The 25,148-nt window shown below is 54.0% G+C and carries 22 protein-coding genes; 8 read left to right on the forward strand and 14 right to left on the reverse strand.

All coding sequences use genetic code 11. The features are described from left to right. Nucleotides 1-175: 175 nt before the first annotated feature. Nucleotides 176-2,476, forward strand: a complete 2,301-nt coding sequence (locus H0247_RS05100; RefSeq protein WP_180741563.1) for a TonB-dependent siderophore receptor — start codon at nt 176-178, stop codon at nt 2,474-2,476. Nucleotides 2,477-2,571: 95 nt separating this feature from the next. On the opposite strand, the gene H0247_RS05105 is transcribed toward H0247_RS05100, so the two are convergent. Further along, the gene (locus tag H0247_RS05105) at nt 2,572-2,883 is read right to left on the reverse strand and encodes a helix-turn-helix transcriptional regulator (protein WP_180741564.1); all 312 of its coding nucleotides are present in this window, start codon (nt 2,881-2,883) and stop codon (nt 2,572-2,574) included. A 248-nt stretch (nt 2,884-3,131) separates the two neighbouring features. On the opposite strand from H0247_RS05105, the gene H0247_RS05110 reads away from it, so the two are divergent. The 3 genes from H0247_RS05110 to yacL all read left to right on the forward strand — a co-directional run bounded on the left by H0247_RS05110 (nt 3,132) and on the right by yacL (nt 8,063). Next, on the forward strand, nt 3,132-4,532 hold the full coding sequence (locus tag H0247_RS05110; protein ID WP_180741565.1) for an RtcB family protein: 1,401 nt from the start codon (nt 3,132-3,134) through the stop codon (nt 4,530-4,532). Between the two features lie 368 nt (nt 4,533-4,900). Beyond that, nucleotides 4,901-7,498, forward strand: coding sequence for a bifunctional aconitate hydratase 2/2-methylisocitrate dehydratase (acnB, locus tag H0247_RS05115; RefSeq protein ID WP_180741566.1), 2,598 nt, complete (start codon nt 4,901-4,903; stop codon nt 7,496-7,498). Between the two features lie 205 nt (nt 7,499-7,703). After that, nucleotides 7,704-8,063 carry a protein YacL gene (yacL, locus tag H0247_RS05120; RefSeq protein ID WP_015841688.1) on the forward strand — a complete coding sequence of 120 codons (360 nt, stop codon included), beginning with the start codon at nt 7,704-7,706 and terminating at the stop codon, nt 8,061-8,063. A gap of 99 nt (nt 8,064-8,162) precedes the next feature. Here yacL and fsa read toward each other — a convergent pair whose 3' ends face one another. From fsa to H0247_RS05140, 4 genes are read right to left on the reverse strand one after another with little or no spacing between them, the layout of a single operon-like run. Next, nucleotides 8,163-8,828, reverse strand: a complete 666-nt coding sequence (gene fsa, locus H0247_RS05125) for a fructose-6-phosphate aldolase (RefSeq protein ID WP_180741721.1) — start codon at nt 8,826-8,828, stop codon at nt 8,163-8,165. A gap of 54 nt (nt 8,829-8,882) precedes the next feature. Then, entirely contained in the window at nt 8,883-10,142 is a 1,260-nt protein-coding gene (locus H0247_RS05130) for a PTS ascorbate transporter subunit IIC (protein ID WP_010286825.1), read from the reverse strand. Nucleotides 10,143-10,156: 14 nt separating this feature from the next. Next, complete coding sequence (locus H0247_RS05135; protein WP_015841685.1) at nt 10,157-10,444, reverse strand: PTS sugar transporter subunit IIB; 288 nt, start codon at nt 10,442-10,444, stop codon at nt 10,157-10,159. 23 nt (nt 10,445-10,467) lie between these two features. Then, complete coding sequence (locus H0247_RS05140; protein WP_180741567.1) at nt 10,468-10,911, reverse strand: PTS sugar transporter subunit IIA; 444 nt, start codon at nt 10,909-10,911, stop codon at nt 10,468-10,470. A gap of 221 nt (nt 10,912-11,132) precedes the next feature. On the opposite strand from H0247_RS05140, the gene H0247_RS05145 reads away from it, so the two are divergent. Next, entirely contained in the window at nt 11,133-12,323 is a 1,191-nt protein-coding gene (locus H0247_RS05145) for a LacI family DNA-binding transcriptional regulator (RefSeq protein ID WP_180741568.1), read from the forward strand. A 45-nt stretch (nt 12,324-12,368) separates the two neighbouring features. On the opposite strand, the gene H0247_RS05150 is transcribed toward H0247_RS05145, so the two are convergent. The 6 genes from H0247_RS05150 to H0247_RS05175 all read right to left on the reverse strand — a co-directional run bounded on the left by H0247_RS05150 (nt 12,369) and on the right by H0247_RS05175 (nt 18,687). Then, nucleotides 12,369-13,058 (reverse strand): SDR family NAD(P)-dependent oxidoreductase, encoded by a 690-nt coding sequence (locus H0247_RS05150; RefSeq protein ID WP_180741569.1) that lies wholly within the window; start codon nt 13,056-13,058, stop codon nt 12,369-12,371. A gap of 231 nt (nt 13,059-13,289) precedes the next feature. Beyond that, nucleotides 13,290-13,769, reverse strand: a complete 480-nt coding sequence (locus H0247_RS05155) for a YhcH/YjgK/YiaL family protein (protein WP_180741570.1) — start codon at nt 13,767-13,769, stop codon at nt 13,290-13,292. Between the two features lie 62 nt (nt 13,770-13,831). After that, nucleotides 13,832-15,019 (reverse strand): exo-alpha-sialidase, encoded by a 1,188-nt coding sequence (locus H0247_RS05160; RefSeq protein WP_180741571.1) that lies wholly within the window; start codon nt 15,017-15,019, stop codon nt 13,832-13,834. Between the two features lie 3 nt (nt 15,020-15,022). Then, nucleotides 15,023-16,438, reverse strand: a complete 1,416-nt coding sequence (locus H0247_RS05165; protein WP_180741572.1) for a sodium:solute symporter family protein — start codon at nt 16,436-16,438, stop codon at nt 15,023-15,025. Between the two features lie 37 nt (nt 16,439-16,475). Next, nucleotides 16,476-17,360, reverse strand: a complete 885-nt coding sequence (locus H0247_RS05170; RefSeq protein ID WP_180741573.1) for a dihydrodipicolinate synthase family protein — start codon at nt 17,358-17,360, stop codon at nt 16,476-16,478. Between the two features lie 190 nt (nt 17,361-17,550). Beyond that, a complete protein-coding gene (locus H0247_RS05175; RefSeq protein ID WP_180741574.1) occupies nt 17,551-18,687 on the reverse strand; it encodes an iron-containing alcohol dehydrogenase in 1,137 nt (378 codons plus the stop codon). A 236-nt stretch (nt 18,688-18,923) separates the two neighbouring features. Here H0247_RS05175 and dtnK point away from each other — a divergent pair, with 236 nt between their 5' ends. The 3 genes from dtnK (at nt 18,924) to H0247_RS05190 (ending at nt 22,190) form a co-directional block, all read left to right on the forward strand. Further along, nucleotides 18,924-20,252 (forward strand): D-threonate kinase, encoded by a 1,329-nt coding sequence (gene dtnK / locus H0247_RS05180; protein WP_180741575.1) that lies wholly within the window; start codon nt 18,924-18,926, stop codon nt 20,250-20,252. Then, nucleotides 20,245-21,225 (forward strand): D-threonate 4-phosphate dehydrogenase, encoded by a 981-nt coding sequence (locus H0247_RS05185; RefSeq protein ID WP_180741576.1) that lies wholly within the window; start codon nt 20,245-20,247, stop codon nt 21,223-21,225. Before dtnK ends, H0247_RS05185 begins: the two co-directional genes overlap by 8 nt. A gap of 149 nt (nt 21,226-21,374) precedes the next feature. Next, nucleotides 21,375-22,190 carry a DeoR/GlpR family DNA-binding transcription regulator gene (locus H0247_RS05190; protein WP_180741577.1) on the forward strand — a complete coding sequence of 272 codons (816 nt, stop codon included), beginning with the start codon at nt 21,375-21,377 and terminating at the stop codon, nt 22,188-22,190. 67 nt (nt 22,191-22,257) lie between these two features. Here H0247_RS05190 and H0247_RS05195 read toward each other — a convergent pair whose 3' ends face one another. From H0247_RS05195 to H0247_RS05205, 3 genes are read right to left on the reverse strand one after another with little or no spacing between them, the layout of a single operon-like run. Continuing rightward, nucleotides 22,258-23,136, reverse strand: coding sequence for a metal ABC transporter substrate-binding protein (locus H0247_RS05195; RefSeq protein ID WP_180741578.1), 879 nt, complete (start codon nt 23,134-23,136; stop codon nt 22,258-22,260). A 40-nt stretch (nt 23,137-23,176) separates the two neighbouring features. Continuing rightward, nucleotides 23,177-24,031 carry a metal ABC transporter permease gene (locus H0247_RS05200; RefSeq protein WP_180741579.1) on the reverse strand — a complete coding sequence of 285 codons (855 nt, stop codon included), beginning with the start codon at nt 24,029-24,031 and terminating at the stop codon, nt 23,177-23,179. Then, a complete protein-coding gene (locus tag H0247_RS05205) occupies nt 24,028-24,738 on the reverse strand; it encodes a metal ABC transporter ATP-binding protein (RefSeq protein WP_180741722.1) in 711 nt (236 codons plus the stop codon). The genes H0247_RS05200 and H0247_RS05205 overlap by 4 nt, the downstream gene beginning before the upstream one ends. Nucleotides 24,739-25,148: the final 410 nt, after the last annotated feature.

The raw sequence follows: 25,148 nt of genomic DNA on the forward strand, positions 1-25,148 counted from the left end.
GCCTTCCATTTTGATGCTTTGGCAAAACATTTTGCTGCTAGAGCAAACCCCGTCCTGAATGACAAATGTAACAATGACCGCGCCAAAATGGTAATGCAAATACTTCTCAATAGCATTTTTTCGTTGAGGACGTCACATGGCGAGGCCTCATTTCTTACAGGGCAGGATAATTTTGATGAAACTACCACAATCGCGTTGTTATCTGGCGACGCTCATTGGCGTTAGCTGCGGGATGACATCGTTTCTGAGCGCTGCGCAGACCTCGACCACGTCTTCAACAGAACCTGCTCCTCAGGTGCAGAATCAGGCCGAAACGAAAACATCGTGCGACACGATGGTGGTAACGGCCGCAGAGCAAACCCGTCAGGCGCCGGGCGTGTCGGTGATTACGTCTGAGGATATCAGCAAACGTCCGCCCGCTAACGATCTGTCGGATCTGATTCGTACCATGCCGGGCGTCAATCTGTCCGGTAACTCAACCAGCGGCCAGCGCGGTAACAACCGCCAGATCGATATCCGCGGTATGGGGCCGGAAAACACCTTGATTTTGGTGGATGGCAAGCCCGTGTCGAGCCGTACGGCCGTGCGTTACGGCTGGCGCGGCGAGCGTGATACTCGCGGTGACACCAACTGGGTGCCTGCCGATATGGTCGAGCGTATTGAAGTGCTGCGTGGTCCGGCGGCGGCACGCTATGGCAACGGTGCCGCAGGCGGCGTAGTCAATATCATCACTAAGCAGCCAAGTCAGGAATGGCACGGTACCTGGAATACCTATCTGAACGCGCCGGAGCATAGCTCGGAAGGCGCTACCAAGCGTACCGATTTCAGCCTGATGGGCGGCCTGACCGACAACCTGAGCTTCCGTCTGTTTGGTAATCTGAACAAAACCCAAGCTGATGCGCGCGATATTAACCAGGGGCATCAGTCCGCACGTGCGGGTAATCAGTCAGCTTCACTGCCTTCTGGGCGCGAAGGGGTACGTAATAAAGATATCAACGGGCTGCTGCGCTGGGATATGACCCAGCAGCAGTCGCTGGAATTCGAAGCAGGTTCCAGCCGTCAGGGCAATATCTATGCGGGTGATTCGCAAAACACTAACACGAACCCGCTGGTTGTTAGTAATTATGGCAAGGAAACCAACCGTATGTACCGCCAGAATTTTGCGGTTACGCATCGCGGCTACTGGGACAGCGGCGTCAGCTCTACGTCGTATCTGCAATACGAACGTACGCACAATACCCGTATCCTTGAGGGGCTGTCCGGCGGCTTAGAAGGTATTTTTGATACCAATAATCCGAACCAATTCGGCACCATCAAACTGGATAATTTTACCGTGCACAACGAGGTCAATCTTCCGCTGAATCTCTGGGTCGATCAGGTGTTAACGTTCGGGGTCGAGTGGAACGAGCAGAAGATGACGGATCCGGTGTCGAACACGCAGACGACAACCGAAGCGGGGAGTGTAGGATCGCTGAGCAGCAGCGGTCGTAGTGAGAAATCCGCGGCTCGTCTGGTTTCTGCCTTCGTGGAAGATAACGTCCAACTGACGGATAGCACCATGTTAACGCCGGCGCTGCGTGTCGATCATCACAGCACGGCTGGCACCAACTGGAGCCCATCGCTTAACTTGTCGCAGGAGTTGGGTGACGATTATACGCTGAAGCTGGGTATCGCCCGCGCTTATAAAGCACCGAACCTGTACCAGACGAATGAGAACTATATCCTCTATAGCCGTGGGCAGGGCTGTGCTGGCGGTACGTCTTGCTACCTGATCGGTAATGAAGACCTAAAAGCGGAAACCAGCCTGAATAAAGAGATTGGTCTGGAGTTTCACCGTGATGGGTTAATTGCAGGTATCACTTATTTCCATAACGATTACCGCAACAAGATTGAATCGGGCAACAATGTCATCGGCAAAGCGGTGGGCGGAAGCAATGCCCAATATGCTAATGCCAATATTTTCCAGTGGGGCAATATACCGAAAGCCGTTATTCAGGGGCTGGAAGGTAACCTGACCGTTCCTGTCACGGAAAGCATCAACTGGCGTAACAACCTGACCTGGATGCTGGAATCAAAAAATAAAACCACGGGCGATTATCTGTCGATTACGCCGGAATTTACCCTGAATTCCTCGGTGGACTGGCAGGCGACGGAAAATCTCTCCTTCCTGGCCGATGTGACCTGGTATGGTCGCCAGAAGCCGAAGAAATATAACTACAAAGGTGAGCGCGTAACGGGGAGCGCAACCAATGAGTTAAGCCCTTATGCGCTGTTCGGGTTAAGCAGTACCTATACGTTTAACAAGAACCTGAGCGTGACGGGCGGTGTCGAGAACCTGTTTGATAAACGTCTGTTCCGTGCCGGTAATGCGCAGGATGTGGTGAACAATAACGTGGTTACTATTGCGGGTGCCGGTGCGGCAACCTATAACGAACCGGGACGGACTTTCTTTGTTAATGTGAAGACGTCATTCTAAGTTCTATACCCGTTATACTTAATCGCAAACGCTACGGGAGACCCTGTGGCGTTTTTATTGCGGGGTTCAGTCTATGCCGTTTCGTGTCGCTGCTATTAGGGACAGAAAATACCTTTTAAGGTGGCGACGATTTTTTCCACGTCCTGATTTTCGATACGGTAGTACAGCGTTTGAGATTCCCGTCGATAGCTAATCAACCCTTCCTCACGCATTTTCGCCAGATGTTGTGAGAGAGCGGACTGGCTGAGCGGGATATGTTCAAGCAACGCCCCCACCGACATTTCACCGTGTTCGATAAGCAGGCAAAGCACCAACAGCCTGTTTTCGTTGCCAATCGCACGTAGCAGCGCCGCAGCTTTTGCCGCACCGTCCTGCATGAATTTCTGATCCGAATTGCTCAACGTCATGTTCATACCATCCTGCGTGACAGGCTAATTTAGTGATGACTAATGTAGCCAGTTTACTATACCGCGAAGGCAATGACGACGTTCGACAGTGTGGCGGATGCGAGGATAGCGCGACGTCGTGACGGTTTACAATCGTGCCAGTTCTACCTAGAATAGCCCGACATCCTTTCCTGAATCTGCTGCTGCAGGAAAAACAACCTTCTCCTCGAAACGGGAGGAGCGCTTTTTTGTTTTTTCCAGGTAGCACCATGTCTACATTTACTCGCTTACAAAAACGTTTATCCCGTTTGGGGATAGACACTGATTACCAACATTCTATTTATCATCTTCGCAGGCAGCATGCAGAAGCGCAGGTTCTGTTGCCGGAAACCTTGCCGCTGGAAGAAAAGGCGGTTCAGCAACTGCTGGATTTCGCCTCGGTACACCTACCGGGCAGCGATGCACGCGTCTGTGCCGCTCGTGCCACGCCTGATTTCCACCCCGGTACGCTTGCGCCCGTCGGCAGCATTGTCGCCACCACGGAGAATTTCGTTATCCCTGCGGCGATTGGGACGGATATCAACTGCGGTATGCGTTTGCTGACCACGGGCGTGCAGCATACGGATGCTGACGCGCACAAACCGGCGCTGATTCAGGCGCTCAAAAACACGTTACTGCTGGATCAGCGCGATGTTCCCGTAACGCCAGATTCGTTTTCTGCTCTCTTTGACGAAGGGCTTTCGGCGTGGCTGGCTGCACTGCCCTTGCAGGGACTCTGGCAGGAGGTGGACTTCCGGCGTTTATCGACAGAACTTGCCTTGATTGCCGGAGCCGAGGCTGTCCGCGCCCACAGTCGCCATGCGCCTGAGCCATTTTTTGCACCGCGCGAGATTCTTCGTCCTTCCAGTTTGGGTACGGTTGGGTCGGGTAACCATTTCGTTGAGTTGCAAATTGTTGACGCTGTTTTGGACCGACATGCGGCGTATCAGGCTGGCGTACAGGAAGGCGAAGTCGTGATTATGATTCATACCGGTTCACGGGATGTCGGCTTTTATGTCGGCCAACGTGGGATCGATAAAGCACGCGCTTGCTGGCCAGCGGGAGAAAAATACCCGGCGTCCGGCCTGTTTGGTCTGGTTGATGAGCAGGCGACGGACTATATGGAAGCCATGGGCGTGGCCGCCCGCTATGCGTGGATCAATCGGATCGTGCTGACGGAACTGATTCGCTCGTCCTGGAAACAGGTGTTTACGCGCGATACCAGCAAGCTGGTGGTCGATCTGTCGCATAACATCATTCTGCCGGAACATGGGATGAACCTGCATCGCAAGGGCGCGACCCCAGCCAAAGCCGGAGCGTTCGCGCTGATTCCTGGTTCGATGGGGGACTACTCTTATCTCGTCACGGGGAAGGGGAATCCCGATTGGCTGTGGTCGTGTTCACACGGCGCGGGGCGTGCCGAGCGTCGGCAAAGTATGCGTAATAAGGTTGATACGGTGAAGTCGACAGATGCGTTGCCCTGGCAATGTATCACGCTGAAGGATGAACGCCTGCGGGAAGAGGCACCAGCGGCCTATAAGCCGGTTACGCCTGTGATTGATATTCAGGAACAGTCAGGACTGATTCAACCCGTGGCGCGGCTGCGGCCGTGGTTGACGTTTAAGGCGTAATAGAACATTGATACCGTACATCAGCATAATTAGTGTTTGAGCATAGCTAGTGTTCGAGCAATGTCTACGTGCGAGCATAGATAGTTAGTGTTCGAGCATAGTTAGTGTGCGCCGTCAGGGGCGCATGCTATTCTGCTGATGTCGGTATTTTTCAGTGATAGTGAAATTGGGCACATCACGCAGTTGAATAAAAATTAATGTTGCTATTATGTGAACGAATTAACAATCAATTCAAATCCTGATATGCTGACGAGGCTGGACCGGACACTCTACTACCTTACATCCACACGCTGACACCCAGGCATGGACACCACAATTGGGAACAAGAGCGCCGGCATAATGAAGACAATGAGAGCGAGGAGAACGTCGTGCTAGAAGAATATCGTAAGCACGTAGCCGAGCGGGCTGCGCAGGGGATTGTTCCTAAACCGTTAGATGCCACGCAGATGGCCGCGCTGGTTGAGTCACTCAAGAATCCCCCGGCAGGCGAAGAAGAAGCATTGCTTGATCTGCTGATTAATCGCGTCCCTCCCGGCGTTGATGAAGCCGCCTATGTAAAGGCCGGTTTTTTGGCTGCCGTCGCTAAAGGCGAAGCCACTTCCCCCTTGGTTAGCCAGGAAAAAGCGGTTGAGCTGCTGGGTACCATGCAAGGGGGTTATAACATCCATCCGCTGATTGATGCGTTAGACAATGACAAGTTGGCTCCGATTGCCGCCGAAGCGCTGTCCCACACGCTGCTGATGTTTGATAACTTCTACGATGTGGAAGAAAAGGCGAAAGCGGGCAATGCGCACGCCAAGAAAGTGATTCAATCCTGGGCTGATGCCGAGTGGTTCCTGTCCCGCCCGAAACTGGCGGAAAAAATTACCGTTACCGTTTTTAAAGTTACCGGTGAAACCAACACGGATGACTTATCTCCGGCACCTGATGCCTGGTCACGCCCTGATATCCCTCTGCACGCGCTGGCGATGCTGAAAAACGCCCGTGAAGGTATCGATCCCGATCAGCCTGGCACTGTTGGCCCGATCAAACAGATCGAAGAACTGAACAAGAAAGGCTTCCCGCTGGCTTACGTCGGCGACGTTGTCGGTACAGGATCATCGCGTAAATCGGCGACCAACTCCGTGTTGTGGTTCATGGGCGAAGATATCCCTTATGTTCCGAACAAACGCGGCGGTGGCGTAGTGCTGGGCGGCAAAATTGCCCCGATCTTCTTCAACACGATGGAAGATGCCGGTGCGCTGCCGATCGAAGTGGATGTGAACGATCTGAATATGGGCGATGTGATCGATATTTACCCGTATGAAGGCGAAGTACGCCGTCATGACACCAATGAAGTGCTGGCGACGTTCGCACTCAAGACCGACGTATTGCTGGATGAAGTTCGCGCCGGTGGCCGTATTCCACTGATTATCGGCCGCGGTCTGACCTCCAAAGCGCGTGAGTCACTGGGCTTGCCGCACAGCGATGTCTTCCGTATTTCCAAAGCGGTTGAAGCCAGCAAAAAAGGCTTCTCGCTGGCGCAGAAAATGGTGGGACGTGCCTGTGGCGTCGCGGGTATTCGCCCTGACGAATACTGCGAACCGAAGATGACCTCTGTCGGTTCACAGGACACCACTGGCCCAATGACCCGTGATGAGCTGAAAGACCTGGCCTGTCTGGGCTTCTCCGCCGATCTGGTGATGCAGTCATTCTGTCACACTGCCGCCTATCCGAAGCCGGTTGACGTGACCACGCACCACACGCTGCCTGATTTTATCATGAACCGTGGCGGCGTATCGCTACGTCCGGGTGATGGGGTTATTCACTCTTGGCTGAACCGTATGCTGCTGCCGGATACCGTTGGTACGGGCGGTGACTCCCATACGCGTTTCCCCATCGGTATTTCTTTCCCAGCGGGCTCCGGTCTGGTGGCGTTTGCTGCCGCGACGGGCGTGATGCCGCTGGATATGCCGGAATCCGTTCTGGTGCGTTTCAAAGGCAAAATGCAGCCGGGTATTACTCTGCGCGATCTGGTTCACGCCATTCCGCTGTATGCCATCAAGCAAGGCTTGCTGACCGTTGAGAAGAAAGGTAAGAAGAACATCTTCTCTGGTCGTATTCTGGAAATCGAAGGTCTGCCAGATCTGAAAGTCGAACAGGCGTTTGAACTGACCGACGCCTCGGCGGAACGCTCTGCGGCTGGCTGTACGATCAAGTTGGATAAAGAACCGATCATCGAGTATCTGAACTCTAACATCGTGCTGTTGAAGTGGATGATCTCCGAAGGTTACGGCGATCGCCGTACGCTGGAGCGTCGTATTCAGGGCATGGAAAAATGGCTGGCCGATCCACAACTGCTGGAAGCGGATGCCGATGCCGAGTACGCCGCGGTGATCGACATCGATCTGGCCGACATCAAAGAGCCGATCCTGTGTGCGCCGAACGATCCAGACGATGCGCGCTGGTTGTCTGACGTGCAGGGCGAGAAGATTGATGAAGTCTTTATCGGTTCCTGTATGACTAACATCGGGCACTTCCGTGCGGCAGGTAAACTGCTGGATAGCCACAAAGGCCAGTTGCCGACCCGCCTGTGGGTTGCACCGCCGACCAAGATGGATGCGGCACAGCTGACCGAAGAAGGTTACTACAGTGTGTTTGGCAAGAGTGGAGCACGTATCGAGATCCCAGGCTGCTCGCTGTGTATGGGTAACCAGGCGCGCGTGGCGGATGGTGCGACGGTGGTTTCTACCTCGACCCGTAACTTCCCGAACCGTTTGGGAACTGGTGCCAACGTGTATCTGGCGTCTGCTGAGCTGGCGGCGGTGGCGTCTCTGCTGGGTCGTTTGCCGACGTCAGAAGAGTACCAGACCTACATGTCGCAGGTGGATAAAACTGCGCAGGATACCTATCGCTATCTGAATTTTGACCAGTTAGGTCAATATACCGAGAAAGCCGATGGCGTGATCTTCCAGACGACGGTCTAACTCGCTATAGTTCGCATCTCTACACCGTAGGAGGCCTTGTGCCTCCTTTTTTTCTGCCTGTTTTATACGCGTCATATCTCACATTGCCTGTGCATTGGCGGTTGGCATCGTGCCTTTGCAGCATGAAAGGTGAAGGTGTATCACGACGAGAGGGGGCAGAGGCGACTAAACTGAACAGAAGAAACATCACAGTGAGGATGACATCATGGACTATGAATTTTTGCGGGATGTGACGGGCCAGGTCATCGTTCGTATGTCGATGGGACATGAAGCGATCGGACACTGGTTCAATGAAGAAGTAAAAGGCCAGCTAACGGTCTTAACTGATGTTGAAGAAGCGGCGCGCTCTGTTGCAGGCAGTGAGCGGCAGTGGCGGCGCGTGGGTCATGAATACACGCTATCGCTGGATGAAGAAGAAGTGATGGTGCAGGCAAATCAGCTCTCTTTCACCACGGATGAGCTGGAAGAAGGCATGAGCTATTACGACGAAGAAAGCCTGTCTTTATGCGGACTGGATGATTTTCTGACGCTGGTGGAAAAATATCGCGAGTTCGTCCTGCATTGATGCTTTTGGCAACACAACCGCATTTGGCCATGCGATCGTGTTGAGAACACCGCTAGGTTGGACACACCACCCGACAGACGAGTGGTGTTCTGCCATCAATCAGCCAAGATCGGCATGGCCGAAACGTGCCTGCCAGTCATGATCGAATCGGTTAAGGGCATCGTCAACCGCGGGGTCTTGCAGGAACAGCTCGGCAACCGCAGGGTCAACGGTAATCGCCCGACACCCCGCCAGCAGGCAGTCCAGTACCTGACGTGGCGTCCGAAAGCTGGCTGCCAGCACCTGAGTGTGCGGACTGTGCAGGTTAATCAGGGTTTGCAGCTCTTTCACCAGCGCAATCCCATCACCACCCTGAGCATCGATGCGATTGACGTAAGGGGCGATATAGCGAGCCCCCGCCAGCGCGGCATAAAACCCTTGCCCCGCACCGTAGACGGCGGTGCCGAGGGTGGGAATATCCAGCGCCGTCAAATGCTTAATGGCTCGTAAACCGGCATGCGTCACTGGGACTTTGATGACCAGAGAAGGAATCACGTCTCTGAGTTTCAGCGCTTCCTCCACCATGGCGTCAGGATCGCGTGCCATCACCTGAGCAAACAGCTTGCCTTCCGTGCCGATAATGGCCTGCATGTCCCGTAGCACGGTATAAATATCGGATTTTCCGCGTGCGACAATACTTGGGTTGGTGGTCACGCCTTTAATCGGTAACACGCCAGCAAGCCGTTCTACTGCGGCGACATCCGCCGTATCTAAATAGAATTCCATCATTTCCCCCGTTAACTAAAACCGGTCTATTGGATGACATTCATCAATGCGGGCTTAGCGCACGATAATGCCCAACAGAATCCCCACCGCGCCGAAATCGGAATCGCTGAACGTGGTGTTTGCCAGTCCGATACTGCCCAACACCGGCAGCAGGAAAACCGGCAGGAAGGTAATCAGCAGTCCGTTGGCAAAAGAACCTAGAATCGCACCGCGACGTCCGCCGGTGGCGTTACCGAACACGCCAGCCGCTGCACCGACGAAGAAGTGCGGCACCACGCCGGGAATGATCACCGTTAATCCCATCAGGTAAAGCAGAACCATACCGATCACTCCAGCCGCAAAGCTGCTCAGGAAGCCGACCAGAACGGCATTCGGGGCATACGGGAAAACAACGGGGCAATCTAATGCGGGTTTAGCGTTGGGAACCAGTTTGTCAGAAATGCCTTTAAACGCAGGCACGATTTCCGCAATCACCATCCGCACACCTTGCAGCACGATATACACGCCGGCGGCAAAGGTAATGGACTGAATCAGCGAAAACATAAACCAGTTTTTTCCACCGGCGTTCATCGTTTTCACCGCTTCAGGGCCGGCAAACAGACAGGTGAAAATGAAGATGAAAAACATGGTAAAGGCGATGGCAACCGGCGTATCACGCAGGAACAGCAGGCTTTTCGGCACTTCCATGTCTTCGGTTGATTTCTCTTTATTACCAAACTTGCTGCCGATAAACGCTGACAGCAGCTGTGATATCGCAGAGAAGTGACCAAAGGCGACGTCATCCGAGCCTGTGACTTTCTTCATATACGGGTGAATAATGGCAGGGAACAGCACCATCGATACCCCAACGACCAGCGAGCCAACGGTAATCAGCATCACCCCTTTCATGCCCGCTGTCGCCAGAATCACCGCAACCATCATCGACATAAACAGCGTGTGGTGTCCGGTCAGGAAGATGTATTTCCACGGCGTAAAGCGGGCGATGGCAATATTAATAACCATCGCAAAGAACATGATCATCGCCATCTCGGTGCCGAAGTTCTTCTGTGCGACGGCGACAATGGCTTCATTGTTCGGTACTACACCGGCGATACCAAACGCATGGTGGAAAATCTGGGCGAAATCGCCTAGCGAGGACACGATCAAGCTTGCGCCCGCCCCGAGGATCAGGAAACCCATCACGGTTTTCACGGTGCCTTTGATGCACTCTGTGGCAGGTTTCTTTTGTGCAATCAGGCCGATAAGGGCGATCAAACCGACCAGTATTGAGGGTTCAGACAGCACATCGCTCATTAAAAAACGGAAAAATTCCATTTTTGATCCTCCGCTTATAAGGCGCCAAGTTCTGTCAGGGCAACCGACAGGCGTTCTTTCATCGCCACTTTGTCGATCATGTTATTCAGGGACACAATTTTTCCCCCCACCGCCTGCGCGATGAGTTGGTCGGCAATATCTTTGGTGCCGACAAAGATGTCGCTGTCCGTGCCTTTCGCCGAACCTAAATCCACGTGATCCACATCAGCAACCACGCCGAGTTCTTTCACGATGTTTTTAATGCTCATTTCCATCATCAGGCTGGTACCCAGGCCGTTACCGCATACGACTGTAATTTTCATAATGTGTGTCCCTCTGGTGGCAATTAATAACGAGAAATAACGGAAAGCACTTGTTCGATATCCGTCGCGCGGAGTAACGCGGTGACGTCATCAGGTGTGTCGAACAACTGAGCGAGCTGTGAAATAATATCGATGTGGCTATTGCTGTCCGTGGCGGCCAACACAATCAGCAAATGAACGGGGTCGTTGCCGTCAGAATGGAAAACCACACCGTCACGAATCAGCGTCAGGCTGACGGCGAGTTGGTTCACACCGTCTTTCGGGCGCGCATGCGGCATGGCAATGCCGGGGCCGACGACATAGTAAGGGCCGATGGCCTCATGAGAACGATAGATCGCCTCAAGATAGGTAGGTTCAATCGATCCATTATCCAATAAAGGCTTACAGGACAAAGCGATAGCGTGACGCCAGTCATCACAGGCAGGCAAAATCTGAACAACGTCTGGTGTTAGTAAAGTGTTAAGCATTAGAGTCACCTCTGTATCATTATGAACGCAGGATAGTGTGCTGATTGCGAAAATAATGTGACTAACATCTAAAAAGATAGCGCTAACTGATATGTCTATCATTAACTGTGACCCACTTAGCACAAGTGGGGACATTATTTGTTCCCCGCTACCGACGCAGGCACACTGTGGATGATCGCGGACGCGTGATGAGAAAAATGACGAATGGAGAGGAAGTGAGCATGCGTAAGCGTCGTAGTACCGGTAAGGTTACGCTACAGGATGTCGCCGACTACGCGGGCGTCGGGACGATGACGGTATCGCGCGTGATGCGCAAACCCGATCTGGTCTCTGAGAAGTTACGCAGCAAAGTGGAACTGGCCGCCAGAACATTAGGCTATGAACCCAATCAAGAAGCCAGCCAGCTTACCGAGAGTACGAGTCGCGTGACGCTACAGGACATTGCGAACCATGCTGGTGTCGGCGCAATGACGGTGTCCCGCGCGTTGCGGGAACCCAGTCTGGTCTCTGATACCACACAGAAGAAAATCAATGACGCGATAAAAACGCTGGGCTATGTACCGAATCAGGCCGCAGGTGCTCTGGCATCAGCCTATCAGCCTGCTATCGCGGTGCTTTATCCTTTTCAGCAAGATCGCGCCAGCGTGCGTTTTGTGCAGGCGCTGCAACTGGCGGTGGGCAAACATAACGTTCCGTTAATCATGGGCTGCCATGAATATCGCCAGCATACCGAAGCGGGAATGGTCGAAAAACTCTTGCAGCAGCGGCCTGGCGCACTGGTGTTATTCAGTGCACAACTCTCACAACGTACTCAGAACATCATACAGGCGAGCAACGTGATTACGGTGAATGTATCCGGTGCAGCCGCGCTGAGTGCAAATATCAATATTGATATCGCCCTTGCCGAAGCGGCGGAACAACTGACGAGGTCTTTGCTGGAAAAGGGGTATCGTCACGTGGCTTATATCGGCGCGCATACGGATAACCGTTTGCAAAAACAGCAATTGAACGGCTGGAATAAAGCCATGCTGGCGCATTATCACAATGCGGATTTGAAAATTACGATCCCAGAAGCGCCTAGCCTACAGTTTGGCCGCTATGCGATGACGGAGCTGCTACAAAACCAGCCGGAACTGGATGCGATTATCTGTAGTCATGAAGAAATTGCGCTGGGCGCGCTCTTTGAATGCCAGCGCCGCCTGATGAAAGTCCCTTACGATCTGGCAATTGCCTGTCTGGATGGTTCTGAACAATGTGAGCACACATTCCCCGCGCTGACCGCGATGCGGCTTGACTATGAAAAGCTGGGTGCGGAGGTCGGGCGTCTGGTACTCGCTATGATGGACAACGACGAGCATCCACCGATAGTGGAAAGAGTGAAGTTTATCTTTGAGCCCCGCGCCAGCAGCTAACTAAACCGGCCTGCGGAGCCGGTTTGGAACGGCAATCTTGATGAATTACAGCGAGGCACCGCCGCATATCACCAACTGCTGGCCGGTAATGGCTGAAGCGGAAGGAGAGAGCAGATAAGCCACCAGATCGGCCACTTCCTGTGGCTGGATGAAGCGCCCAATCGGTGGCAGCTTCGGCGGTGAGCTTTGGCGTCCCGGCATCGTTAGCATCGGGGTTTCTGTGGCACCTGGCGCGACGATGTTTACCGTAATGCCACGCGGAGCCAGTTCCGCTGCCCAGCTTCTTGCCATGCCGATCATCGCGGATTTCGTCGTGACGTACTGGCTGCGCCCTGCGGAGCCGCTCGATGTGCGGCTGCCCAGCAGCACGATGCGCCCGCCTTGCGGCAACTTATCGACCAGACGGTCTGCGAGCACCTGCGCCGCGTTGATATGCAATCGCCATAGCATTTCACCATCTTCCAGCGAAAGCTGACCGAGCGGGGCGGCTTTCATAATGCCTGCGGCATGAATGACGGCATCAACCTGCGCAATCTCGTCCAGAATGGCTGTCAGCGCGGGGGTATCCATGATATCCACTGCGCAGTGGGTAAAGTGTGGATGTGAATAGTCACCCGGTTTGCGCGACAGGCCGGTTACCCGCCAGCCTTCCGCCAGTAATTTTTGTGCGATGGCGGCACCGATCCCTGAGCTGCTACCGGTAATCAGGGCGTGTTTAGGGGCTGTCGCTGACATGAAATACGTCTCCTTAATATTCAACCGTTCTTATTACAACCATTCTTATTACAACAACGTGACGTAATGCTGTTCACTTAAACATGGATTTACTCGCCCAGTTCCTGCGCTCGCCCTGACGGGCTGCTACAAGTGGCATTTAAAATGCGTTTGCATTTTATAGGGGGAAACACGGTGATGAGGTTCCCGCAGGGATACCTCGCACCGTGGTAGCCCCCGGTATCTCGATCTTTAAACGATCGGCATTAACAACGTGACGGGGATTTTAAACACGGCTTTTTTGACCGGAGCAGGGCTGTCGTTAATAGCACACAGCGCCTGATGGGGTTCACCCGGATAGAACGTGACGAAGTCGCCTGCCCGCAGATGGATCTGGTGCGGCACCTGTGGGTTATCCAAAATGTAGAGATCCGGTTTACGCTCGGTCGCGGGCTGACCATGCACATCATGCAGACCGTAACCGATAATTTCCTCGCCTTCCAGAATCAGTTGAATATCGAGGTAGTTACTGTGAAATTCAGTATGTCGAGTAGCGCGCGGTGCGGTGTTCACGGTGCCGATGTTGTAGAACCATTCGGCCCCTTCCGGCTGATAGCGGCCTTCAGGTAACGCATTCAGCTCAGCCAGCGACATGCCCGACGCGGATAGAATGGCCCACAGCGCATCGGGCAGCGTGGCGAGTTTGAGGGCGTTGAGGTTTCCTGCAATCATAATCGAGTCCTAGGTATAGCGGGGGAGAGCCCCCGCTGAGAAAGAGAAAAAAGCCGCGCGGTTTAGTTCGCTTTGACCCACTCCTCACTCACCACGACGTGCTTGATCGCCTGACGGAAGTAGGTGAAGGCCACGTGCAGCTTACCGTCCTGCGCCTGTTTGACGCTGGGGTAAGAGAATTCGCGGTTCAGCTTCTCTGTGGAGTTATTGGTCATGCAGTAACCGTCACCCACTTCGATATTGCGCTGCCACGGCCAGCTTTTACCGCCATCTTCCGAAATGGCGAGCGTCATCGGGGCGCGTGGTGCCCCCCAGAAGGCGCTACGAGAGCCAGCTTGCACTTCCGGCATTTTGGCATTGCTGGCTTTGTCCTCTTCATCCTCGATTTCATCGTACAGCGACAGACGGCGTTCGGTGGCATCGGCGGCGCTCATATGGTTAAACACTAGCGCCAAATGGCCGTTTTGCAGCGTCGTCACCTGAATGGACGAGTTGTTGTTCGGTAACTCGGTCGGCACGGGATCTGACCAGGTTTTACCGCCATCCGTTGAACGACTTTGGTAGATGAAATCCGCCCAGCGGCTGCGGTACAGCGCTAGCAGCGTGCCGTCCTGCAACGGGGTAATGTTCATATGCACGCAGCCCGTGCTGTTTGGCACCGGATATTCCTGCCAGGTCTTGCCCTGATCGCTGGAGATTTTCACGGCGCTGTCATCATCGTTGCCGACCCACTTCTCACCTGGCTGCACGCGGCAGTAGAACACCGGCAGCAGCCAGTCACCGTTTGCCAATACGGTGATGGGTTGGCGGATGAACGTCCCCGGCTGATCGAGCAGCGTGCCAATTTCACCCCAGGTCGCACCGAAATCCGTAGACTGACGGTAGCGCACAATCGCGGTGTCCTGATTACCGGATTTCTGCGCGGTGTACAGCAGCCATAGCACGTTGTCCGGTGCGAGGAACAGAACTGGGTTCTGCTCGGAACGCGTGGCATCTTCAGATAGCTTAACGGCTTGACTCCAGCTATCACTGCCTTTCACCAGACGGGATAGGTAGATAGAGATATCCGCAATCCCTTCCTGTGTGCCGCCGAACCAGACGCACAACACATCGCCGTTCGGCAGATGGAGCAGGTTGGCCGCATGATTCTGCGGGCATTCCGATGGAATGTAGGCATCCAGACGCGCGGCATCGCCTTCTGCGTGATGAACTTTTCCGCTACGTTCCACGGTAATGGTTTCGCTACTCATGACTCAGGCTCCTGATTTATTTTCAGTTTGAGAAACTTTAATTTTGTGTGCTTTGTTCGGAATCATACGGTCGATCAGCATGACGATCGCTGGCGTGGCCAACGCGACGTACATATTATCGATGCCGTACGGGTTACCGAGGATGTACCAGACGGACGTGACGACGCAGGCTGATATCAGGCTGGCGTTGGCTCCTCTTGTGCTGTTAAAGAACGGCAAATAGAAGGCAATAATGGCGACCACCGAGATAGAAAGGCGGATTGCACGGGTAAAGAATGACAGTTTCAGAACTTCAGGGACCAGTAAAACGAAGATCAATGGCAGGAATCCGATGATGAGCGAGAATACGCGCGTCATCTTCATCTCTTTTTCTGGCGTTGGGTTGTAATACGGAACATAGAAGTCTTTAACAATCAGTGACGCAATTGCCAGTGCGACGGTACTGACGCTGATGAAGATAGACGCAACCAGTGATGTGGTAACCAGACCGGCAACCCATGGATTCATATCCTGTAGGAAAATCGGCATCGCATAGAGGCTTTTGATTTCTGGGTGAGCAAACTTCGCTGCAACACCGATAATCGCGATAGCCAGTGCAATCGGCATACAGAAGAGGAAGGCGACCCAGGTTGCACGTTTTGCTGACTTTGCATCTTTGGTTGCAGAAATGGCCTGAATAACGAACTGGGTACAGAAGATAGAACCGATAGTCCCGATCAACCAAGCGAAGATGGTGCTGGCACCGATTTTACCGTCCCACGACCAGTAGTAATCCGGCATTTGTTCGATCATTGGCTTGAAGCCGCCGGTCATTTTCAATGCAACGTACAGAATAATCATCACACCAACGTACTTCACGGCGCTGTGGATCAACGTGACATAAGCCACGCCTTTTAAACCGCCAAAATAGAAGTAGAAGGTACTCACAATCGCGGTGATCAGCGCGGCAACTGGCAGGGAGATGTGCAGTACGGTGGAGATGGCTGCCGCACCGCTGACGTAGTTGCCCACGTTTACCAGCAACAGCGCATAGATCATGATGATCGAAATGATGTTCTTGGTGCTGGTGCCGTACTTCTCGGCGATGGCGCCAGAGATGGTGACCTTTCCTGTATTGTAGATTTTCTTAACCAAAATCATCCCGAACAGCAGGAAGCCGATGGCGGCGCCAATGACTGACCAGGAGGCGGCGATGCCGTTCTCAAAGGCAGACTGTGCCGTACCGACCGTCGATTTGGCGCCGATGAATTCGGTCATCAGCAGGATACCGACAATAAACGCCGGTAGCGCGCGTGACCCTTCCATGAACTCGGTACTTGATTTACTGCGTAATTTGAGCGTTAACCATGAGGTGAATGCGATATAAAACACAATCATCCCAATGATGATGAGGGTATCGGTAACGTTAAAATGGTTCATATCTTCTCGGCCTTAAATGGAAATTGATATTTCTCTGTTACTGCGAGAATTGATTAAGGATGTTACGGATGTTGTCTTCATCCTGTGCGGAAAACTGGATCGGATAGCGGCTGACGCCGACATCTTCACCCATGATCGCCAGCGCTTTTTTCACCACAGCCGGTGAGAACGCGATGGCGTACAGTGTCTTACGCAGTTCGGCAACCTGTTCTTGTGCCTGACGGGAGCCTTCAATGTCACCGGCGTGGAAACGATGCCAAATCTGGCTGATCAGTTCCGGTGCCACGTTAGCCAGCCCGGAAATACAGGCGGAGCAGCCGTCAACAAAGCCCTGGTGAATGAGCGAGTCTGGGCCATTCAATACGTTAAAGCCCTGCACACCTTTCACCGCTTGCACATAACCACTCAGGCTTTCATAGCTGCCTGCGCTGTCTTTGATGCCGATGATGTTCGGGTGATCCGCCAGCGTGCGGACGGTTTCCGGCGCCAGCGTATTCCCCGTGCGTGCAGGAATGTTGTAGAGAAATACCGGCACAGTCAGCGCATCGGCGACGGCGGTGTAGTGGGCGATCAGTTCTTCCTGTTTGAGTGGGATGAAATACGGGGTGATGACCGAAACGGCATCAACACCCAGCGCGGCGATGCGCTTGCCGAGCTTGATGGTTTCCCGCGTGGAGATTTCACCGATGTGGCCGACAACCGGCACTTTTCCGGCGACTTCATCAACGCAGGTTTCAGTAACGGCGACTTTTTCATCGGTGTGCAGTACGAAAAACTCACCGTTGGTGCCGTTACAAAAAATACCGTTGCCGTAGCGCATCTGGCGCTGCACCTGAAGACGCATGGCAGCGGGGTTAAATTCGCCCTGGTTATCAAACGGCGTGACGATGGCGGTCAGGACGCCAGTAATATTTTTACTCATTGTTCTTCCTCGTGACACGTAATCAAAAAGATGAAAACTTAAAACCGTTCTATTCAAAACCGCGCTGTTTAAAGCCTAATGCTGTTCACTTAAGCCCGTTTTTAGGGGAAACACAGTGGGAGGTTCCCGCAGGGACGCCTCACCCCTGTGGTCGCCCCGTATATCTCGATGCTTAAACGATCGCGTATGGTTAAAACAGGGTCAGGTAAACCTCACGAACATCGTCGGCGCTGACCTGTGTTGGCACGTTTTTCATCAGGCGCTGAACCTGTAACGCGGCATCAACCAGATACGGCAGGTGATCTTTTTCCACGCCGAGCTGCTGTAAGGTGTTGGGCAGGTTGAGGCGTTTAACCAACTCACTGAAGTAGGTCACCAGCGCCTGCGCTTTTTCCGCGGTACTCAGCGTCAGATCGGCATCCGGCAGAAGGTCATACGCCTGGGCGAATTTGTCCTGTGCGGCGTCCTGCACGAAACGCATGCAAGGGGCGAGCAGGATAGCGTTCGCCACGCCGTGTGGGATGTGGTACTTGCCGCCCAGCGGGTAAGACATGGCGTGCACCAGATGCGTACCGGAGTGGGCAATGGCGGCACCGCCGTAGTAGGACGCCCACAGCATGTTCAGCTTGGCTTCCATGTTGCTCGGCTCGCGCACGGAGGTTTCGAGGTTGGCAAACAGCTTTTTCAGGCCAATCAGCGCGTAGTTATCGCTGACCGGGTTGGCAATCGTTGAGGTGAAACACTCAATCAAGTGGCAGAGCGCATCAATACCGGTTGAAGCGGCGATATGTGACGGCATGCTGATGGTCAGCTCCGGCACCAGCGCAACGTAGTCCGGCAGCATCACCGGCGTAATAATGCCGACTTTGGTCTCTTTTTCTGGGATCGCCAGAATGGCATTCGGCGTGGCTTCTGAACCGGTTCCTGCGGTGGTCGGGATGAGCAGGGATGTTGTGCGGCGCGTCGGTTTTTCCCCTGCCAGCAGGCTATCCAGCGTAACGGTGTCATCGCCCGCGCACAGTACGGAAAGCAGTTTGGCGACATCCAGCACACTACCGCCACCGACGCCGATCACCAGATCGGTCTGGGTTTGTGTGAGCTGACTCAGTATTTGGGCAACGTCGTGCTGGCTTGGCTCGGCAGGGACATGATCAACCAACAGAACCTGCGGAACGGCTTGCTTAACTTGTGCGATCAGCGCCTGAACGTCAGGCAGCCCGACGATGTTTTTGTCGGTGACAAATAAAACGTGCTGTTTCCCTGCCAACAGGTGACTAATGTCCTGAAGTACCCGGTAACCGCTGAGGATAGTGCTATTGATATTCATGCTTATTACCTTGCCTTTTCTCTTTCGCCAGAGCGTTATCGCTATGATGATAATCGTTGCGATGGTGATTACTTTCAGTCAAATGACGTGATTCCCATCGCGTCTAAACGCCATTTGCCACATCGTGGTGATAATTTATAGGTGAAATTCCTTTTAAATAATTTGATATTGCTCACATATAATCAAACGTGATTCAATATAATCATCATCAGGTAATCATGAACCGGGGATGGAGTATGTCGAACGTGCAGCAATCAGCAGAACAGGTATTAGTGGTCGCTGATGACTTTACGGGTGCCAATGATGCGGGCGTCGGTTTGGCGCAGCATGGCGCGCGGGTTAGCGTCGTCTTTGACGTTAATAAACTGCATGCGGATTTACTGGACGATGCGGTGGTAATCAACACAGATAGCCGTGCGGCGCGTGATGATATAGCGTCTCAACGTACCGCAGAAGCGGTTGCAGCCTGGCAGGCCGCAGGCGGGCAAGGCTGGATTATCAAGAAGATTGACTCGACGCTGCGTGGAAATCTAGGCGCGGAAATTGCTGCGGCGTTGTCTGCGGCAGCCGTGCCCGTCGCGCTGATTGCCGCTGCGTCGCCGACGCTGGGACGTGTGACCCGCAAAGGCGAGGTCTGGGTAAATGGTCGTTTGCTTACCAACACGGAGTTTGCCAGCGATCCCAAAACGCCGGTGGCCTCGGCTTCTATCGCGGCCCGTCTGGCCGAGCAAACCGCGTTACCGGTGGCGGAAATACACCTTGATGACGTCCGTCGGGCCAATTTAGTCCAGCGTTTACAGCAGTTGGCGGACGAGGGCGTACGTCTGATTATTCTGGATACGGATGTGCAGGACGATCTGGCGCATATCGTTGACGCCGCTAGGGCGTTACCGTTTCGCCCCTTGCTGGTCGGTTCGGCTGGCCTGAGCGAAGCGCTGGCAAACGTGCAGGATTTTACGCGCAAAACGGAGAAGCCGCTGCTGGCTGTCGTCGGGTCAATGAGCGATATCGCTCAAAAACAGATTGCGACCGTTAGATTGCGCAGCGATGTCACGCTGGTTGAGATCGATATCAACGCGCTCTTTTCACCCCATTCATCCACCGTCATGGCCTCCCAGTGTGAAGAGGCGGTAACCGCGCTGATGAACGGCCACCATTGCATTATTCGTACCTGTCACAACGACAATCAGCGCTTCGAAATCGATGCGCGGTGCCAGCAGCTTGGGCTTAGCCGACAGCAGCTTGGCGAAACGATCAGCCACTATCTGGGGGAACTTACGCGCAGCATTGTTCAGGCGCTAGACAGCTTGACAGCGGACAGAACGAACCGGTGTTTGCTGGGGGGGCTGTATTTATCCGGTGGTGACATTGCGATTGCTGTGGCAACCGCACTGGGCGCGACCGGCTTTCAGATTAAAGGGCAAATCGCATCCTGTGTGCCCTGGGGATATCTGCTGAACAGCGTTGTCGGCACGACCCCTGTGATGACTAAAGCGGGGGGTTTTGGCAACGAAACTACTTTGCTCGACGTTTTACGTTTTATTGAGGAGAAGGTCAGTGAGTAAAATTATTGCGGTAACCATGGGTGATCCGGCGGGGATTGGACCGGAAATTATTATCAAGTCTCTGGCCGAAGGCGAGCTTTCCGGCGCGCCTGCCGTGGTGGTGGGCTGCGTACAGACGATGCGACGTATTCTGGCGCTGAATGTGGTGCCCGCCGTAGAGCTGAAAATCATTGATAAGCCGGCTGACGCGGTCTTCGCGCCGGGCGTCATCAACATCATTGATGAGCCGCTGGAAAATCCTCAGGCGCTGGAGCCTGGTGTCGTTCAGGCACAGGCGGGCGATTTGGCTTATCGCTGCATCAAGAAAGCGACGGCGCTGGCGATGGCGGGTGAAGTCCACGCGATTGCGACCGCGCCGCTGAATAAAGAGGCGCTGCACTCGGCGGGGCATATTTATCCGGGTCACACCGAGCTGCTGGCTAAGCTGACCAACAGCCGTGACTACGCGATGGTGCTGTATACCGATAAGTTGAAGGTTATTCATGTTTCAACGCACATCGCGCTGCGTAAATTCCTGGATACGCTGAACCGCGATCGCGTGGAAACGGTGATCGAGATGGCGGATGTTTTCCTCAAACGCGTCGGTTTTACCCACCCGCGTATCGCTGTTGCCGGGGTTAACCCGCACGCGGGCGAGAACGGCCTGTTTGGTGACGAAGAGATCACCATCGTGTCGCCATCGGTTGAAGCTATGAAGGCCAAAGGCATTGATGTTTATGGTCCGTGCCCACCGGATACCGTCTATTTGCAGGCGTATGAAGGCCAGTACGATATGGTCGTGGCGATGTATCACGATCAGGGACACATTCCGCTCAAGCTGCTGGGTTTCTATGATGGGGTGAATATCACTGCCGGATTGCCATTCATCCGCACCTCTGCTGACCACGGCACGGCGTTTGACATTGCCTGGACGGGGAAAGCGAAGTCTGAAAGTATGGCGATCTCTATCCAACTCGCGATGCAACTGGCCTGATTGACGGTAACTTATCACCGTTGATGCATGGGTTTTGTAAGCGAATAAAACGCGATACAGCGCGCATTGCAGGATATCTTCCTTCCCGCGTTCGGGAAGGTTTCTGGTATCCTGCAACCAACAATTTACAGTAACTTTATGACAGCAAGATGGATATCGCCGTGGATCCTACATTAACCGATGCTTTCCGCATGAGCGGGGATAAAGTACGAGGCCAGAGCCGTCTTGATCAGATTATGGATTATCTGAAAAGCCATAATCTGGTGACGGTAGATGAGTTGGTGTCCGTGATCGACGCTTCCCCAGCGACGATCCGCCGTGATTTAATCAAGTTGGATGAGCAGGGCGTGATTAGTCGCAGTCATGGCGGCGTGACGCTCAATCGTTTTATTCCTTCCCAGCCGACCACGAATGAAAAATTACAGCGCAGCCTTCAGGAGAAGCAAGCGATAGCGCGCTATGCCGCAACGCTGGTTAAACCGGGCAGCGCAGTGGTGCTGGATGCAGGAACGACCATGCTGGAATTGGCGCGTCACCTGACGCATTTGCCGCTGCGCGTGATTACTGCCGATTTGCAAATTGCGCTGTTCCTGTCTGAATTTAAGCAGATCGAAGTGACGATTATCGGTGGGCGTATTGATGACAGCAGCCAGTCCTGCATTGGTGAGCACGGTCGCCGTCTGTTACGCAGCATCTATCCCGATATCGCGTTTATCAGTTGCAACTCATGGAGTCTGGATAAAGGGATCACTACGCCGACGGAAGAAAAAGCGGGCGTGAAGCAAGATCTCGGCGTAAATGCTAGCCGCCGGATACTGCTGGCGGACAGCAGTAAATACGGCGCCTATTCGCTGTTCTGCGTCATGCCGCTATCTGAACTGACCGACATCATCACCGACAATGCGCTCGCGCCCGAGGTGCAGGAGCAACTGAAAGGTAAAACGTTCAATCTGACGCTGGTGTAAGCGAGGGAGGTGCCATCCGTGGCGCTGTCTTTCCTTTTCCCCTGTGTGCTGGCTAAATCTTACGTATCTACTTCATGCTGGCCGCGAGGGTATCGACGTTGTGCTTAAACGCCGCGGTATACGTTGCGGCAGGGCCAGAAGCGTCGGTCAGGGCTTCCGGGTACAGTTCACCACCGGGCTGCGCGCCGCTGGCATCGGCGATTTGTTTCACCAGACGTGCATCGGTCTGGTTTTCAATGAAGTAGCTTTTCACTTTCTCTTGTTTAATTTGCTTAATCAGCGAGGCCACTTTTTTGCTGCTGGCTTCCGTTTCGGTCGAGTAGCCTACCGGCGACAGGAACTTCACGCCGTAGGCCTGGCTGAAATAGCCAAACGCGTCATGGCTAGTCAGCACCTTACGCTTTTCTGGTGGAATAGCGGCAAAGGTTTTCTTCGCGTAGCTGTCCAGATCCTGTAGCTGCCTGATGTAGGCGTCGCCCTGCTGACGATAGTAATCGGCATTCGCTGGGTCGGCTTTCACCAGCGCGTTGACGATGTTGTGCGCGTAGACCACACCGTTGCTCATGCTGTTCCAGGCATGGGGATCGGTTTCCGTTTTGCCATCTTCCACCATGGTGCGGGTGGCAATGCCGTTTGAGGCTGTCACGACGTCGCCACGGTAACCGGATGCGGTGACCAGTCGATCGATCCACCCTTCCAGCCCCAGCCCGTTAACGAAAACCAGATCGGCGTGAGCCAGCGTTTTGCTGTCTTTCGGCGACGGTTCAAACTCATGCGGATCGCCATTCGGTTTCACCAGATCGGTCACGGTCACACGATCGCCGCCGATATGGCTCACCATATCGCCAAGTACGGAAAAGCTGGCAACCACATCAAGATTCTTTGCCATCGCCAATGGGCTAAGCAGCAGGCCGGATAACGCGATAGCTAACAGTGAACGTTTCATTTTTCCCTCACAGAAAGTTACAAACAACGAGATTCATCGGTCAACGACGCTGGCGTAACAGCCCACCGTGGTGACCAACACAGACCGAGAAACAGAAAAACAGCGTCATCGTCAGGATGATGGCGGGGCCAGCGGGCAGTTCGGCATAGTAAGACCACAGCAGGCCGATTAGGCTGGCGGCCATTCCCTGTAGCACCGCAATGCCGAGCATGACGGGCAGACGCTGCGTCCAGAAGCGTGCGCTGGCGGCAGGTAGCATCATCATGCCGACCGTCATCAGTGTGCCTAGCAGCTGGAACCCGGCGACCAGATTCAGCACCACCAGCGACAGAAATAGGCCATGGATCAACGCCCGATAGCGGCCTGAACTGATGCGCAGGAAGGTCACATCAAACGATTCAATCACCAGCGCCCGATAGAGCACAGCCAGCACCAGCAAAGAGGTCGATCCGATCAGCGCAATGTCGATCAGCGCGGCGCGATCCACTGCGAGGATCGACCCGAACAGCACATGCAGCAGATCGACGCTGGATCCGCGCAGTGACACCAGCGTGACGCCGAGCGCCAGCGAGCCGAGGTAAAATCCGGCAAAGCTGGCGTCCTCTTTTAATTCCGTGTGGCGGGTGACGAAGCCGGAGAGCATGGCGACGGCCAGTCCGGCGATAAAGCCGCCGATTCCCATCGCCAGCAGCGACATCCCGGAGATGAGATAGCCGATGGCGACACCGGGTAAGACCGCGTGCGACAGTGCATCGCCAATCAGGCTCATGCGCCGCAGCAGCAGGAAACAGCCCAGCGGCGCGGCGCTTAGCGTGATGACCAGACAGCCGACCAGCGCACGACGCATAAAACCGAATTCGGCAAAAGGAGAGGTGATCAGGTGAAATAACATCATGACGTGACGATCCTGAGCGTTGGCGTATCGCTGTCGGCCTTGCGCAGGCTATGTAGTATGGGCTGAGCATCTCCCCAGCGATGGCCGTCCGGAGTGAGATGCAAGATGTTCGGGAAGTGCTGACTGACCAGTTCCAGATCGTGCAAAACGGCCAGAATGGTTCTTCCTTCGGCGTGAAGCTGCTCGATTGTCTGTAAAAGCGCCTGCGTGGTTTGGCTATCGATGCCGGTAAAAGGTTCATCCAGCAGAATGATGGGAGCCTGTGTCAGCAGTAGCCGCGCGAAGAGCACGCGCTGTAGCTGCCCACCGGACAGGACGCCAATATGCCGATCGGCGAAATCCGCCATGGAGACGGCGTCGAGCGCATCGGTCGCTTTTCTATGCCAGTTGGCGTTGATACTCCGCAGCAAGCCGCGATGGGGCAATGACCCCATGAGTACCAGATCGCGTACGCTGATAGGGAACTGCCGATCGAATTCAGAGAGCTGCGGCAAATAGCCGATGGCATTATCTTTGCTGTCATCGCCGAGGCGGAATGAGCCGGAAAGCGGTGGCAGCAGGCCAGCCAGCGTTTTCAGTAATGTGGATTTTCCGCAGCCGTTTGCGCCGATAATCGCCGTCAGCGAACCCTGATGGAAACATCCGCTGATTGTCGCGAGAGGCGGCTGACGACGATAGCCAATGGCCAGTTCCTGTAGGGCAATCATGGCAACACCACCGCCCACCCGACCAATAGCCACAACAGCACCAACAGCAGGGAAACCAGTAACACGCGCTTAAGCGCGGAGAGGGAGTAAAAACTTGTCATTATCATCGGTAAAAAGCTAATTTGTTATATTATAACATACCGATTTTTATCGATGACGATAGGGGTAATAGGTAAGAAAGTATGTAAGTCGATTAGGTTTGGTTTGGGGGAATATTTCGTGCGTCGCACTGCTGACAAACCCCAGCCAACTCATATCGCGATGGCACTTCTTTTCACGGCGTAAAAAATTATGCTGAGGAGATAGCAGGCTTAGGATGAGCCGCATGGACGCGGCTCAAGCTTGCGCCACGTCGGGAGCGTGTCGCAAGCGGTCCTCTAAGCCTGATACCGACGAAGGCACCGCTTTAG

Origin of the sequence: Pectobacterium sp. CFBP8739 (assembly GCF_013449375.1) — a bacterium.
In the GTDB taxonomy this organism is placed as follows: domain Bacteria; phylum Pseudomonadota; class Gammaproteobacteria; order Enterobacterales; family Enterobacteriaceae; genus Pectobacterium.